General features: G+C 69.7%; 12 protein-coding genes. 6 read left to right on the plus strand and 6 right to left on the minus strand.

From position 1 onward, the window contains the following. Nucleotides 1–125: 125 nt before the first annotated feature. Both AC5592_RS25215 and AC5592_RS25220 read right to left on the minus strand, forming a co-directional pair. Complete coding sequence (locus AC5592_RS25215; protein WP_036508374.1) at nucleotides 126–497, minus strand: ArsR/SmtB family transcription factor; 372 nt, start codon at nucleotides 495–497, stop codon at nucleotides 126–128. An 8-nt stretch (nucleotides 498–505) separates the two neighbouring features. Next, on the minus strand, nucleotides 506–1,780 hold the full coding sequence (locus AC5592_RS25220; RefSeq protein WP_232329540.1) for an MFS transporter: 1,275 nt from the start codon (nucleotides 1,778–1,780) through the stop codon (nucleotides 506–508). Between the two features lie 162 nt (nucleotides 1,781–1,942). On the opposite strand from AC5592_RS25220, the gene AC5592_RS25225 reads away from it, so the two are divergent. From AC5592_RS25225 to AC5592_RS25240, 4 genes are all read left to right on the plus strand, one after another. Continuing rightward, nucleotides 1,943–3,310, plus strand: a complete 1,368-nt coding sequence (locus tag AC5592_RS25225) for a DUF2254 domain-containing protein (RefSeq protein WP_084507116.1) — start codon at nucleotides 1,943–1,945, stop codon at nucleotides 3,308–3,310. A 139-nt stretch (nucleotides 3,311–3,449) separates the two neighbouring features. Next, nucleotides 3,450–4,031 (plus strand): dihydrofolate reductase family protein, encoded by a 582-nt coding sequence (locus AC5592_RS25230; RefSeq protein ID WP_063065635.1) that lies wholly within the window; start codon nucleotides 3,450–3,452, stop codon nucleotides 4,029–4,031. 10 nt (nucleotides 4,032–4,041) lie between these two features. Further along, nucleotides 4,042–4,386, plus strand: coding sequence for a YciI family protein (locus AC5592_RS25235; RefSeq protein ID WP_036508358.1), 345 nt, complete (start codon nucleotides 4,042–4,044; stop codon nucleotides 4,384–4,386). Between the two features lie 4 nt (nucleotides 4,387–4,390). Then, a complete protein-coding gene (locus AC5592_RS25240) occupies nucleotides 4,391–5,590 on the plus strand; it encodes an RNA polymerase sigma factor (RefSeq protein ID WP_063065613.1) in 1,200 nt (399 codons plus the stop codon). 4 nt (nucleotides 5,591–5,594) lie between these two features. Here the strand turns inward: AC5592_RS25240 and AC5592_RS25245 are convergent, their stop codons facing one another. Beyond that, on the minus strand, nucleotides 5,595–6,404 hold the full coding sequence (locus AC5592_RS25245; protein ID WP_063065614.1) for a class I SAM-dependent methyltransferase: 810 nt from the start codon (nucleotides 6,402–6,404) through the stop codon (nucleotides 5,595–5,597). A 131-nt stretch (nucleotides 6,405–6,535) separates the two neighbouring features. Here AC5592_RS25245 and AC5592_RS25250 point away from each other — a divergent pair, with 131 nt between their 5' ends. Then, entirely contained in the window at nucleotides 6,536–7,177 is a 642-nt protein-coding gene (locus AC5592_RS25250) for a winged helix-turn-helix transcriptional regulator (protein ID WP_063065615.1), read from the plus strand. Between the two features lie 151 nt (nucleotides 7,178–7,328). Here the strand turns inward: AC5592_RS25250 and AC5592_RS25255 are convergent, their stop codons facing one another. From AC5592_RS25255 to AC5592_RS25265, 3 genes are all read right to left on the minus strand, one after another. Beyond that, complete coding sequence (locus tag AC5592_RS25255; RefSeq protein ID WP_063065636.1) at nucleotides 7,329–8,348, minus strand: alpha/beta fold hydrolase; 1,020 nt, start codon at nucleotides 8,346–8,348, stop codon at nucleotides 7,329–7,331. A 128-nt stretch (nucleotides 8,349–8,476) separates the two neighbouring features. Beyond that, the gene (locus AC5592_RS25260; protein ID WP_063065616.1) at nucleotides 8,477–11,188 is read right to left on the minus strand and encodes an ATP-binding protein; all 2,712 of its coding nucleotides are present in this window, start codon (nucleotides 11,186–11,188) and stop codon (nucleotides 8,477–8,479) included. Between the two features lie 152 nt (nucleotides 11,189–11,340). After that, complete coding sequence (locus AC5592_RS25265; protein WP_063065617.1) at nucleotides 11,341–11,775, minus strand: DoxX family protein; 435 nt, start codon at nucleotides 11,773–11,775, stop codon at nucleotides 11,341–11,343. Between the two features lie 309 nt (nucleotides 11,776–12,084). On the opposite strand from AC5592_RS25265, the gene abc-f reads away from it, so the two are divergent. Next, nucleotides 12,085–13,743 (plus strand): ribosomal protection-like ABC-F family protein, encoded by a 1,659-nt coding sequence (gene abc-f / locus AC5592_RS25270; protein WP_063065618.1) that lies wholly within the window; start codon nucleotides 12,085–12,087, stop codon nucleotides 13,741–13,743. The last annotated feature ends 49 nt before the right edge of the window (nucleotides 13,744–13,792 follow it).

Here is a 13,792-nt window from a genome sequence, read left to right on the forward strand (position 1 = left end):
CGGGCCGATCGGCACGGCCCAGAACTGATTCGGCGCCGTTGCCCTCGAAAGGACAACGCATTCACCGCCGTCCCCGGATCGATCCCGCTCCGTGACCGATCGTTGTCCGCTACGCCCGGGCGCTGCTATTCGTGCGGCAGTTCGCCGGTGACGATGTGGTCGGCGAGGTTGAGACCTTCGCGGGCGAGGCGGGCGAGGTGGCCGTCGCGGATGCGGTAGATGATGCGGCGTCCTTCGCGGCGGGTCTCGACCATGCCGGTGAAGCGCAGTTTCGCCAGGTGCTGGCTGACCGCGGTGCGGGAGCCGCCGCAGGCCTCGGTGAGGGCGGTGACATCGGCCTCGCCGTCGGCGAGGACCCAGAGGATGTGCAGCCGAGTCGGATCGGCGAGCATCCGGAACACCGAGGTGGCGGCCTCGAGACGGGCCGGGTCGGGTGCGACGAGGTGCACCAGGCTGGGCGGCAGGGCGTCGACTGCGGGGGTTTCCTCACCGGTCATGGGCTGGTTCACCGACTTCCTGCTGGGGCCATCTGCGCACCCGACGATACGTGGACCGGCCACATCCGCGCGGCAACCACGGCGGCGACCGCGGTCAGGACCGTCGAAGTCACCGCCGCCCAGGCTTGTCCGGCGGCGGCGCCCAGCCAGCCGGCGATCGGATAGGTCACCAGGAAACAGGCGTGCGAGAGCGAGAATTGCGCGGTGAACACGGCCGTGCGGTTGCTGCTGTCGGATTGGGCGCGCAACAGCCGCGCCGAGGGCGTGTTGATCAGCGAGGTGCCCGCGCCCATGATCGACCACGCCACCACCAGCAGCATCCAGCCCGCCCGCGGTCCGGGCTCGAGCGCGGCAAGCAGCGCGGCGCCGGCCAGGCCCACGGGCAGGATCGCGCAGCCGGTCAGCATGAGGCGGCGATCGGGAATGCCGGTGAGCAGCCGCGGAATCGCCAGCGCGACGATCATCGAACCACCGCCGAAGCAGCCCAGCGCCACCGCGACCGCGGGCGTTGGCCCGTGTAGCAGGCCGCGAACGTAGACCACAGTGTTGACGACGACCAGCGCGGTCGCCGCGGCGACGGCGACGTTCATCGCCAGCAGCCCGCGCAGCACCGGACTCGCCGCCATCAGGCGTGCGCCCGAGGTGATCCGGGCGGGCAGCGAACTGGTCCGATCGGCCGGCACCGATCGAGGCAGCGTGGTGCGCACGACCATGATCGCCGAGGTCGCGAAACCCGCTGCGGTGCCGACGAACAGCAGGTGGTAGCCGACCACGGTCAGCAGTGCCGCCGCCACGACGGGACTGAGCAGCGATTCCAGGTCGTAGGCCAGCCGTGAGAGCGACAGCCCGCGGGTGTAGTCCTCCTCGTCCGGCAGGATCGACGGGATGACCGCCTGGAAGGCCGGAGTGAACGTGGCCGAGGCCGCCTGCAGCACGAAGATCAGGACATAGATCTGCCAGACGTGCGTGACCAGCGGCAACAGCAATGCGACGACCAGCCGGACCACATCGGCCGACACCAGCAGCACCCGCCGCGGCACCCGGTCGGTCAGCGCCGAGATCACCGGCGCCACGAAGACATAGGCGACCATCTTGATCGCCAGTGCCGTGCCCAGCACCGCACCGGCATCGGTTCCGGCCAGATCGTAGGCCGCCAAACCCAGCGCGACCGTCAGCAGACCGGTCCCGACCAGCGCTACCACCTGCGCGGTGAACAAGCGCCGGAAACGGTCGTGCCGCAAGACCTCCAGCACTTCGGGACCTCCGGAATCCGCGGTACGCATCGAACACCGCCAGTTTAGGACAATAGGTGCGCAATTGCGAACCTATTGTCTCCTCCCGTTCGATGGCGCCGCGCCACAATTCGATCTCCGCCGAGAACTGGAGGTAGGTTCGGGACGACAGGCCGGAGAGTCGCCATCGGCGAGAGCGCAAGGAGGTCCAGCGTGCACGGGATCTCGCTCGAGGCGGACCGGTGGCGGGAACGGCTACGCACCAATCTCTGGTTCGTCCCGACGCTGGAAGTTCTGGCCGCCGTCGCGCTGTTCGCACTGACCTTCACCCTCGACCGCGCGGCCTACCACAGCGGAACGAACCTGCCCACCTGGGTGCTGGGCGGTACGCCCGATGCGGCACGCCAGGTACTGACCTCCATCGCCGCCGCGATCATCACCGTGGTCGGTGTCGTCTTCTCGATCACGATCCTGGCGCTGACGCTGGCCTCCACCCAGTTCGGGCCGCGCATGCTGCGCAATTTCATCCGCGACCGCGGCACCCAGCTGACCCTCGGCACCTTCGTCGCGACCTTCGTCTACGCGATCGCGGCGCTGGTGTCGGTCGGCGAGGATTTCGTCCCGCACATCAGCGCCACGGTGTCGATCGGTTCGCTGGTGGTCGATCTGGCGGTGCTCATCTACTTCATCAATCACATCGGCGGGCAGATCCAATTGCCGAATGTGGTCGCCGACATCGCACGCGAAGTGCGCACCGCGGTCGACGCCAACGCCGACACCACCGCGAGCGGGACGAAACACGGTCCGTCGGCGCGTGAACTTCGCGATCTGCTGGCCCGGTCCGGCGGCGAGGTGCGCACCTCCAACAGCGGATATCTCCAGTACATCCGCTACGAGCGGCTGGTCCGGCTGGCCGCCGAGGCGGATGCGGTCATCCATTTGCCTTATCGCCCAGGCCATTTCGTGACCGAGGGGCAGGTGATCGCGCGAGTGTGGCCGGCGCAGGCCGCGAAGGGGATCGAGAAGAAGTTCTCCCGCGGCCACGTCACCGGCTCGATGCGCAGCCTGGTGCAGGACGTGTCCTTCGGTGTCGATCAGATCGTCGAGATCGCACTGCGCGCGCTCGCCTCCGCGACCAACGACACGTTCACGGTACTGACGTGTATCGACTGGCTCGGCGACTGCCTGTCGCGGATCGCGGTCACCTGGGAACCGAATCCGGTGCGCCGCGACAAGGACGGTCACATTCGGGTGCTCGCCGCACAGGTCAGCTACGAGCGACTGGTCCAGCGCGCCTTCGAGAAGATCCGCCAGGCCGGCGCCGGGCAACCGGCCGTGATGATCCGCCAGCTCGACGCGCTGGCACAGATCGCCGACCGGGTCACCGATCCCGATCGGCTCCGGGTGATCCTCGAACAGGCGACGATGATCGAGCATGCGGTCCCGCTCATACCGGAGGAACCCGACCGCGCCGACGTCCTGCGCCGATGCCACGCCCTGCACGTCCAGATCTCGGCGGAACGCTCAGCGCTCGCCACTCGACCGCGACAGTCCACGCCCGCATCGAATCCGGCACCGTGACCGCGCCGACGGTGCTCAGATCGTGTGGTCGCCACCGGTTCGACAATTCTTCGCCCGATGTCGATTTCGGCGACGGCCGTTCGTATGGGAGGTGAGGGTCGCGATCGTGCGCGTCCCCGGAATCGAGAGGAGCAGCGCGATGCGAACGATTACGGTGACGATGAATGTCACGCTCGACGGTGTCGTCCAGGGGCTGGGCCGCGCGGACGAGGACACCCGAGGCGGGTTCCCGTTCGGCGGCTGGGGGCAGCGATTTCACGACGACGTGCTCACTCGGGAGATGAGCAAAGATATGGCCGAGCCCGGCGACATGCTGTTCGGGCGTCGCACCTGGGAGGATTTCGCCACCGTGTGGGGGCGGGCCGACGACAATCCGTACAGCACGCATATGAACGCGGCGACGAAGTATGTCGCATCGACCGGCCTCCAGGACGTCGACGCGTGGCAGAACTCGATCCTGTTGCGCGGCGACGCGACTCGGACCGTGCGCGACGTGAAATCGCGTCCCGGGAAGAATCTGTCGATCATCGGCAGCGCGGCCCTGGTGCGCAGCCTGCACGCCGCCGGGTTGATCGATCGGTACACGCTGGTGATCCACCCGCTCACCCTCGGTGCGGGAACCAGGTTGTTCGAGGGTGCCGCGCCGTTGACCGAATTTCGCCTCCTCGGTAGCGTCGCGACCACCACGGGCGTGATCATCGCTCGCTACGCCCGGCGCTGAGGAGAGGGCCGTGCCCGAGTATCTGCTCTCGATCTACCAACCCGACACCGGTGCGCCCGATGCCGAGACCATGGACCGGATCATGGCCGACCTGCACCGGCTCAACGAGGAACTGCGCGACAGCGGGTCGTGGGTGTTCACCGGCGGCCTGCACGGGCCCGGCAGCGCGACCGTGGTGCGAGCCGACGGGTTGATCACCGACGGGCCCTATCTGGAGGGCAAGGAACATATCGGCGGGATCTGGGTGATCACCGCGCCCGATCTGGATGCGGCGCTGGCATGGGGACGCAAGGCCGCGGCGGCCACCACGTTGCCGATCGAAATCCGCCCGTTCCAGGACGTTCCGCCGTTCTGACGCGATGACACCGGAGCAGATCGCCGCCGTCTTCCGTGCCGAATACGGCCGGGCCGTCGCCGTGCTGATTCGCGTGCTCGGCGATATCGACCTGGCCGAGGACGCGGTCGCCGACGCCTTCGCCGTCGCGCTGCACCGCTGGCCACAGGACGGGCCGCCGCCGAGTCCGGCCGGCTGGATCATCACCACCGCTCGGCGCCGAGCCATCGACCAGTTGCGCCGCGAATCGGCGAGGGCCGGCAAGTACGCCGAGGCGGCGATCGTGCACGCCCCGCCCGACGACATCGAGGAGAGCGCCGTGCCCGACGAGCGACTCCGGCTGATCTTCACCTGCTGCCATCCGGCGCTGAACCGGCCCGCGCAGGTCGCGCTCACTTTGCGGCTGCTGGGCGGGCTGACGACCCCCGAAATCGCTCGCGCGTTCCTGGTCCGGGAGACGACGATGGCGCAGCGGCTGGCCCGCGCGAAGGCCAAGATTCGCGACGCCCGGATCCCCTACCGAGTCCCCGGCGAGGCCGATCTGCCCGAACGGCTCGACTCCGTTCTCGCCACCCTGTTTCTCATCTTCAACGAGGGATATGTCGCCTCGTCGGGCGCGGAGCTGCTGCGCGCGGACCTGTGTGAGGAGGCCGTCCGGCTCACCCGCGCGTTGATCGCGTCGATGCCCGACGAACCGGAGGCTGCGGGCCTGCTCGCCCTCATGCTGCTCACCCACGCTCGCCGCGACGCGCGCACCGATGCGTCCGGCGCTTTCGTCCGGCTCGGCGACCAGGACCGCGGCCGCTGGGATGCCGCTCTGGTCGCGGAGGGCCGGGCCATCGTCCGCGCCTGCCTGCGCCGCAACCGGCCCGGCCGCTACCAGTTGCTCGCCGCGATCAATGCCGCGCACACCGATGCGGTCACCGACTGGACGCAGATCCTCGCGCTCTACGACCGGTTGACGCGCCTCGACCCGAATCCGGTTGTGGCCCTTCATCGAGCGGTGGCGGTAGCCGAGGTCGACGGACCGGGGGCGGCGCTGACTCTCGTCGACGGCCTGAACCTGACCGAGCACTACCTGTTCCATGCCGTCCGCGCGGATCTGCTCGCCCGCCTGGGCCGGGCGAACGAGGCGCGACGCAGCTTCGGGACCGCCGCCCGCCTCACCGACAACCAGCGCGAACGCGACTACCTGGCCGCCCGCAGTGCAGCGCTGACGCGTTGACCGGTCACCGCGACCGTGCCACCGCCCGTATGGCCCGCAGTCGCCCGTCGGCCAGCGCGTCGGTGAGATGCGCTGCGCGCGTGGCGAAGTCCGGTACGAAGGCATGCAGGCCGAGCGGGCTCGGCGGCAGCTCCCGCACCATGCGCATCACGGCCACGGCCTCGCCGGTGCGGTCGTCCCACCGCTCGACGGCGAATCCGGTCGCCTCGATCGTCGCGCGCAGGGCGGCGGGGGTGACGAGATGCCCGAAGCCGGGACTGTCGGCCCACGGGAGCGGATAGTCGGGTTCACCGGCGCCGGAGGTGGTGATATCCCAGAGTGCGAGCTGTCCCCCACGCCCCAGCACCCGGCGCATTTCGCGGTAGAGGCCGTCCTTGTCGGCGATATTCATCTGAACGTGCTGGCTGAAGACGACCTGGAAGGCGCCGTCCGGGAACGGCAATGCGGTGACATCGGCGCACCGCACGGCGATGTGATCGTCCAGGCCGACGAGCCGGTCGAGCCAGCCGGCGATCTCGCAGTACTCCTCCACCATGTCGACGCCGGTGACCCGGCATCCGAATCGGTCCGCCAGATATCGGGCGGTGCCGCCGATGCCCGTCCCGGCGTCGAGAACCTCTGTGGCAGAGGTTATTTCGACAAGGTCGGCCAGCTCGCCGGTGGCGATGCGGCCGCTGGTGTGAAAGTCCTCGAGCATCGCCAGATCACCGAGCCGCAGGTGGTCGAGATCCTTGCCGGCGGCGAGCAGCGCCCGTTCGATATCGGTTCGGGCCGCGCCGGTGGCGTACTGGGCGGGGATCTGGGTGCGAGTCATGCGCTTACTCCGATACAGAGGACTTCCCGGCCACTCGGCGACCGACCTTGCCTTTTTCATGCTAGAACCGCGAAGTAGAATTTTTCAACTAACAAATTCAAAAACTCTACTTGAACCGATACAGTGGACGCATGCGAAGCTACGGCCAGTACTGTTCGATCGCTCGCGCCCTGGATGTGGTCGGCGATCGCTGGACCCTGCTGATCGTGCGCGAACTGCTGATCCAGGGGCCGTGCCGATTCACCGACCTGAAGAACGGGCTGCCCGGCATCGCCGCGAATCTGCTGTCCACCCGCCTCCGCGAACTGGAGGACGCCGGGCTGATCGACCGCGAGGATGCGCCGCCGCCCGTCGCGACGGCGCTCTACCGGCTCACCGAGACCGGGCGGGAACTGGAAACCGCACTGCGCGCACTCGGGCGCTGGGGGCTGAGGTACATGGATACGGTCGCCCCGACGGACACATTCCTCCCGCAGTGGCTGGCCTACGTACCCACCTGGTTCACCGCCGACGCCCACCCCGCGGCCGCACCGGTGGTGATTCAGCTGGTCGTCGACGACGTACACGCCGTCGTCGACATCGGCGCGGGCCGCGTCGAGACCCGCGTCGGCAGCACCGGCGCCGCCGATCTGGTCCTCGACGGACCTGCCAATGCGGTCCTCGGCCTGCTCACCGGCGTCATCGATCTCGAGGTGGCACAGCGGATCGGCCTCACCACACGCGGCGACCGTGAGGTGCTCACCCGTCTGCGGCCCATCGCGGCACAGTCATAGCCGCCGCACAGGCCGGACCGCGGGCGCACACATCCGCACCGCACAGGATCGGTGCGCACCCGAACGGAATGTGCCGAATGCCCTGACACCACGCCCGAACACCCGCGCCGCATCATCGCGGCGCGGGTGTTCTGCTGTCTGCGAGCGGATTTCAGAGATGATCGGCGTCGATCACGGCCTGCGCGAAGGCCGCGGGCGCTTCCTGCGGGACGTCATGGCCGACCCCGGGCAGCATGCGGTGCTCGTACTTGCCGGTGAACTTCGCGCGGTAGCTCTTGCCGTCGGCATTGGCGCCGTCGAAATCGCTGCCGATCGTGACGGTCGGGACGGTGATCGCCGGGCCCTGAGCGAGGGTGGTCTCCTCCGCGGCGTACTGCGGTTCACCCGGGACCAGGCCCAGGCGCCAGCGGTAGTTGGAGATCACGACGCCGACATGGTCGGGATTGTCGAACGAGGCGGCGCTGCGGTCGTAGGTGGCGTCGTCGAAGTTCCACTTCGGCGAGGCGGTCTTCCAGATGTACTTGTCGAAGTCGTGGACGTTGCGGCGGTAGCCGAGCACGCCGCGGTCGGTGGCGAAGTAGTACTGGTACCACCAGCCGGCCTCCGCGGCCGGCGCGAGCGGCTGCTGATTGGCCGCGACATCGGTGATCAGATATCCGCTCACGGCCACCAGCGCCTTCACCCGTTGCGGCCACAGCGCCGCGATCACGTCGGCAGTCCTTGCGCCCCAGTCGTATCCACCGAAGACCGCCTTGTCGATGTGCAGGGCGTCCATGAGCGCGATGACGTCGTGCGCCACCGCCGCCTGCTCGCCGTTGCGTGCGGTGTCCGGGGACAGGAATCGCGTCGGACCGTAGCCGCGCAGATACGGCACGATCACCCGGTAACCCTGGGCGGCCAGCCGCGGGCCGACGTCGATATAGCTCGCCGGATCGTAGGGCCAGCCGTGGATCAGCACCACCGCCGGCCCGTTCTCCGGACCGTATTCGACGTAGGCGGTGTCGAGGACACCGGCGTCGATGTGCTTGATCGGGCCGAGGGCGGTGTGTTCACCCGCGGCGCTCGCCGGAGCGTCGGGAGCCTGCGCATCCGTCCCCGGCGAGCACGCCGCCAGTGACGCAACTACCGCCGCCGCCGCGATGATCTGCGCGAACCGCTTCTTGGTGAACATCTGCTCGTCTCCCGTGTCCTCGTCCGCCGCGCCCGCTGCCACGGCTTCGATGAAACGAACGGTAGGCGGCACGGGTGTGCGGTCGCGCCCGTCGGATGACGGTATGTGCGTACGTCATCGCACCCGGACTACGTCACCGGATCCGCCGTGGTGCGCAGCGCGTCTGCCAGTTCGGCGCGGGAGGTGACGCCGAGTTTCGGGAAGATGCGGTGCAGGTGGGTGCTGACGGTGCGATGCGACAGATACAGTCGCTGCCCGATCTCGCGATTGGTGAGCCCTTCGGCGGCCAACTGCGCGATACCCAGTTCGTGCGGGGTCAGGCTGTCGCGCGCGTCGGGGTCGCGGCGCGGGCTGGTCTCCCCCGCACCCCGCAGTTCGCGGCGCGCCCGGTCACCCCACGGCCGCGCGCCCAGGGCGTCGAAGGTGTCGCGGGCCGTGCGCAGATGTGCGCGCGACTCGACGATGCGCCGCTGCCGGCGCAACCACTCCCCGAACGCGAGCTGGGCGCGGGCGCGTTCGAGCGGCCACCCGTCCGGATCGGCGTCGAGTGCGGCGGCGAACAATCCCTCCGCGGACTCGGCGGAGGCGAGCAGAGCGCGGGCATAGCGCAGGCCGACGTGCAGGGCCGGCGACGGAGTGCGCGGCGCCTGTTGCTCGAATTCGCGCACGATCTCCTCCGCCTCCTCGGCGCGCCCGGCGCGCACCGCGGCTTCGACCAGATCGCCGACGATGTAGGCGCGCAGGGCGAGCTGGTAGGCCGGGTCGGCGGGGTCGAGAATCCGGCGCAGATCGGCGAGCGCGTCGTCGTAGCGGCCCTGTCCGAGCGCCACGAGGGCGCGGGCCCGTTGTACGGTCGCCAGCACCGGTCGCGCGCCGGCGGCCGCGCCGATCCGTTCGGCCTCCTCCGCGCGTTGCACCGCCTCGTCGAAATCGCCTCGCAGCGCGGCGATTTCGGCCGCGACGGCGACGGCGAGGCCGTACATGAAGTGCTGTCCGGTTTCCGGTCCGAGGCGCCCGGCCTCGGCCGCGGCCGCCGCACCGCCCGCCAGATCGCCGGTGCGCGCACAACTCCAGGCCCGCACCGCCAGCGCCCTGGTCAGCAGGCCGAGCCTGCCCTGTTCCCGCAGGCCGGTGATCGCCGTGGCGGAGAAGCGGCCCGCCAGCGCGAAGGCGCCGATCTGCAGCGCCGCGCTGCCGAGGTAGCGGTCGACCTCCGGATCGGCGCCGGTTCGCCCGGCCAGTGCGCGCAGTTCGTCGAAGACCGTCGCCCCGCGCTCGAAAGGGGCCACGTAGGCGGTGATCGCCACGATCCGTGGATCGCCGGCGGGCAGGCCCATGCCGTCGGCGACCGCCAGCAACGCGCGGCGCGCGTCCGGACCGGGCTCGGACCAGAAGCAGCGCATGGCGGTTCCCCACAGAATGCGCATCGCGAGGCCCCGATCACCTTCCGCCGCAACGGTTTCGGCCAGTGTCGCGAGTTCGGTGGTGCGGGCCGGATCCTCGCCGACGCCGTCGTCGAATCCGCTCACCAGCCATGTCGCCAAGGCGCGCCCGCGCGAGTCGAGATCCTGGCGTCCCGCTTCTCGCAGCAGCCGATCGACCGTTTCGCGCCCACCGGATTCCACCGCCAGTTCGGCCGCGCGCAACAGTCGCCCCACCCGCACCGCCGGTGTTTCGGTCAGGCGCGCGGCGTGTTCCAGGGTCGTGATCGCCGCCGCGACCCCGCCCCGGCGCAGCGCCCGCTCGGCTGCGGCCTCGAGTTCCGCGGCGGCGGTGTCGTCCGGTCCGACGACGGCGGCCGCGTGATGGCGCGCGGCGCGATCCGGCTGCTCGCGCAGGGTCGAGGCCAGGGCTCGGTGGGCGGCGCGCCGGGCGGCCGGTTGCGCCGCGGCGGGGATCGCGGAACGCATCAGCGGATGCCGGAATCGCACTGCGCCGGAATCGATCTCGATCAGCCCGGCGGCGACGGCGGGGGTCAGCTCCGCGTCCTCGACCGGGCCGTCGGTCAGCACTGCGGCGGCCGCCAGGGTTTCGGCCACCGAGAGTTCGTCGAGAGCGGCGAGCAGGAGGGCGGCGCGGGTCGTCTCGGGCAGCTGATCGGCCCGCAGACCGAAGGCGCGTTCCAGTCGCTCGGTGAGCGGCAGCGGCGCGTCCGGCCGGTCAGCGGCCGACGGTAATTCCCTCAGCGCCAACGGGTTTCCGGCCGCTGCCGCCAGTACCCGTTCCCGCCGCTGATCGTCGAGGCCGGGCGCGACGCTGTCGAGCAGCTGCCGCGCCTCCTCCTCGGCCAGCCGCGACAGCGCCAGCGTCGCATGTCCGGCCGGCGTCAGCGCCGTATCCGCGTCCCGGGTGGAGGCGATCAGCAGAATCGGCTCGGATTCCAGTCGGCGCGCGAGGAAGGCGAGCACCCCGGCGGTGGCGGCATCGAGCCAGTGCAGGTCCTCCACCACCAGCAGCAAGGGTTGTTCGGCCGCCCGATCGCTCAGCAGGGTCAGCAGCGCCGAACCGATCAGATATTCGTTCGGCGCGGCCGCGTCCACGAATCCGAGCGCGGCGTTCAGCGCCGCGGCGTGGGTGGGTGGCAGCGCATCGAGACCGGACCGCAGCGGGAAGACGATCTGGTGCAATCCCGCATACGGCAGTTGCTGTTCGGCCTCGGTCGCGGTCACGGCCACGGTCCGGACACCGGCCAGCGTGGCCATCGTCGTAACTGCCTGCAGCAGTGCGGTTTTACCGATCCCCGCTTCGCCCGCGATGACGACGACGCCGCCACGCTCCTCGATGCCGGCGATCGCTTCGTCCAGATATTTGAGTTCCGATTCCCGGCCGACCAGCGACATCCGTGAACACTCCTGTCCGGTCCCGGCGCCCGGCGACGCCGGTCACCGCGGGGCGATAGCAACACGCCGAGTGACCTCGGCACACTGTCGACACTATCGGTTCTCCGGATGGCCGAGCGGACTCCGGGCGCGAGCACCGGCCGGGAAACAGATCAGAACGCCGCCGCGATGGCAGCGGCGATGAACACCACCTGCACGGCCGTGCGCAACGGCAGCGGCATGGTCTTGATCCCCAGATCGGCTCGGGCGGCCCGCACATTCGCCGGGAACATCGCGATCAGCAGCACGACCAGACCCGCGGCCGCGACGGGCGCGACCGGCGGTATCAGGAGTCCGACCGCGCCCGCCGCCTCCAGGACACCGGTCAGCGTCACCAGCCCGGCGGCCGACGGCAGCCCGGGCGGGACCATCGCGATCAGCGCGTCGCGCCGCGGCTGCTGGAAGTGCGCCGACGCGGTCAGCAGGAACATCGCGGCCAGTCCGACGCGCAGGGCGTGCGGCCACGAATCGAGCCAGTCGGCGAGGTCGATCGCACCGGCGAGCCGGGCCAGCGCGGTGACGACGGCGAGTACGACGAGCGGGGCCATGGGACACCCTCCGGATCGGTTCATCTTGACACTGTCAAGATTAAAGCTGTCGCGGCGACCTGTCAACGGACCAGGGACCGATCCGACCTCACCTTTTCCGCGAGATACCGTCCGGCTGTTATCGTCGGGGCGGAGTCGGTAGATCAAGGAGACCAGACATGGTTGGTGAACTCGACATCTCCGGATAGACCCGGAAGTCACGGCCACCGGTAGGCGCACGCGGCGCCGCCGACGTGGCCATGTCGTCGTTCACCCGATCACCTCGTGGCGCGGTCGCGCCGTGCCACAACGACTTTCGAGGTCTCACTCATGTCCGATGCCTTCATCGTCTGTTCGAATCTGTCGTTCACCTGGCCCGACGACACTCCGGTGTTCCAGGATCTGTCCTTCAGCGTGCCGGGCGGGCGGACCGGCCTGGTCGCACCCAACGGCGCCGGAAAGACCACCCTGCTGCGGCTGATCGCCGGCGAGCTGACCCCCTCGGCGGGCAGCATCACCGTCGACGGCGTCCTCGGATACCTGCCGCAGAATCTGCCGCTGACCGGAGAGCTGACCGTCGCCGAAGTCCTCGGCATCGCACCGGTGCTGGCCGCGCTGGCCGCCGTCGAATCCGGCGACACCGACGAGCGGCACTTCACCACCATCGGCGCCGACTGGGACATCGAGGAACGCACGCGCGCCCAACTCGACCGGCTCGGACTGGGCGAGTTGCCGTTCGACCGGCGGCTGCACGCCCTCAGCGGCGGGCAGATCGTCTCACTCGGACTGGCCGCCCAGCTGCTGCGGCGACCGGACGTGCTGCTGCTCGACGAACCGACCAACAATCTCGACCTGGAGGCCCGTCACCAGCTCTACGACGTGCTCACCGACTGGAACGGCTGCCTGCTGCTGGTCAGCCACGACCGCGCCCTGCTCGACCGCACCGATCGCATCGCCGAACTCCACGACGGCGAAATTCGTTATTACGGAGGCAGTTTCACCGACTACGAACAGGCGGTGCAGGCCGAGCAGGCGGTGGCGGAAAAGAACATCCGCACCGCCGAACAGGAGGTCAAGCGCGAGAAGCGGGAATTGCAGCAGGCCCGCGAACGCGCCGCGCGCCGGGCGAGCAACGCGCAACGTAATCTCGGCAACGCCGGACTGCCGAAGATCTTCGCCGGCACCATGAAACGCAACGCCCAGCAGTCGGCGGGACGCGCGAACGAAACCCACGGCGCCCGTCTCGACGCCGCGAAGAACCGCCTCGACGAAGCCGGCCGGGCGTTGCGTGAGGAACAGCGCATCGTGCTGAACCTGCCCGATACCGAGGTCCCGGCCGGGCGCACCCTGTTCGCCGCCGAGCACATCCGGTTCCGTTTCGGCGACCGCGAATTGTTCGCCGGCGAAGGCGCCGATCTGGCCATCCGCGGACCCGAGCGCATCGCCCTGACCGGTCCCAACGGCGCGGGCAAATCCACACTGCTGCGCATCGTGCACGGCGACCTCACCCCCGACAGCGGGAGCGTCACCCGCGCCGACGGTCGCATCGCCTATCTGTCCCAGCGGCTGGACATGCTCGACCCCGACCGGACCGTGGCGGAGAATCTGGCCGCCGCCGCGCCGCATCTGCCCGCCGCGCAGCGGATGAACCTGTTGGCGCGCTTCCTGTTCCGCGGCTCCCGCGCCCACCTGCCGGTCGGTGTCCTCTCCGGCGGGGAGCGACTGCGGGCCACCCTGACCTGTGTCCTGTTCGCCGAGCCCGCGCCGCAGCTGTTGCTGCTCGACGAACCCACCAACAACCTCGATCTGGTGAGCGTGGGACAGCTGGTCGGCGCCCTGGAGTCCTATCGGGGCGCGATCGTGGTCGTCAGTCACGACGAACGGTTCCTCGCCGAGGTGCGGGTGAGCCGCCGGCTGCGACTCGCGGACGGCCGCCTGCTCGACGACAACGCCACCGCGACACCAGGACACGAACCGCCGCACCGGTGATACTCGGCCGGTACGGCGTCCCCGGACACGCGAACGGCCCGTCCCTTGC

The organism is Nocardia violaceofusca NBRC 14427 (assembly GCF_963869435.1).
GTDB classification, from domain to species: Bacteria; Actinomycetota; Actinomycetes; order Mycobacteriales; family Mycobacteriaceae; genus Nocardia; species Nocardia aobensis.

Excerpts from the sequence above, each read along its gene's own strand:
- AC5592_RS25215 (WP_036508374.1), bottom strand. The coding sequence starts at position 497 with ATGACCGGTGAGGAAACCCCCGCAGTCGACGCCCTGCCGCCCAGCCTG.
- AC5592_RS25220 (WP_232329540.1), bottom strand. The coding sequence starts at position 1,780 with ATGCGTACCGCGGATTCCGGAGGTCCCGAAGTGCTGGAGGTCTTGCGG.
- AC5592_RS25230 (WP_063065635.1), top strand. The coding sequence starts at position 3,450 with ATGCGAACGATTACGGTGACGATGAATGTCACGCTCGACGGTGTCGTC.
- AC5592_RS25240 (WP_063065613.1), top strand. The coding sequence starts at position 4,391 with ATGACACCGGAGCAGATCGCCGCCGTCTTCCGTGCCGAATACGGCCGG.
- AC5592_RS25245 (WP_063065614.1), bottom strand. The coding sequence starts at position 6,404 with ATGACTCGCACCCAGATCCCCGCCCAGTACGCCACCGGCGCGGCCCGA.
- AC5592_RS25250 (WP_063065615.1), top strand. The coding sequence starts at position 6,536 with ATGCGAAGCTACGGCCAGTACTGTTCGATCGCTCGCGCCCTGGATGTG.
- AC5592_RS25255 (WP_063065636.1), bottom strand. The coding sequence starts at position 8,348 with ATGTTCACCAAGAAGCGGTTCGCGCAGATCATCGCGGCGGCGGCGGTA.
- AC5592_RS25260 (WP_063065616.1), bottom strand. The coding sequence starts at position 11,188 with ATGTCGCTGGTCGGCCGGGAATCGGAACTCAAATATCTGGACGAAGCG.
- AC5592_RS25265 (WP_063065617.1), bottom strand. The coding sequence starts at position 11,775 with ATGGCCCCGCTCGTCGTACTCGCCGTCGTCACCGCGCTGGCCCGGCTC.
- abc-f (WP_063065618.1), top strand. The coding sequence starts at position 12,085 with ATGTCCGATGCCTTCATCGTCTGTTCGAATCTGTCGTTCACCTGGCCC.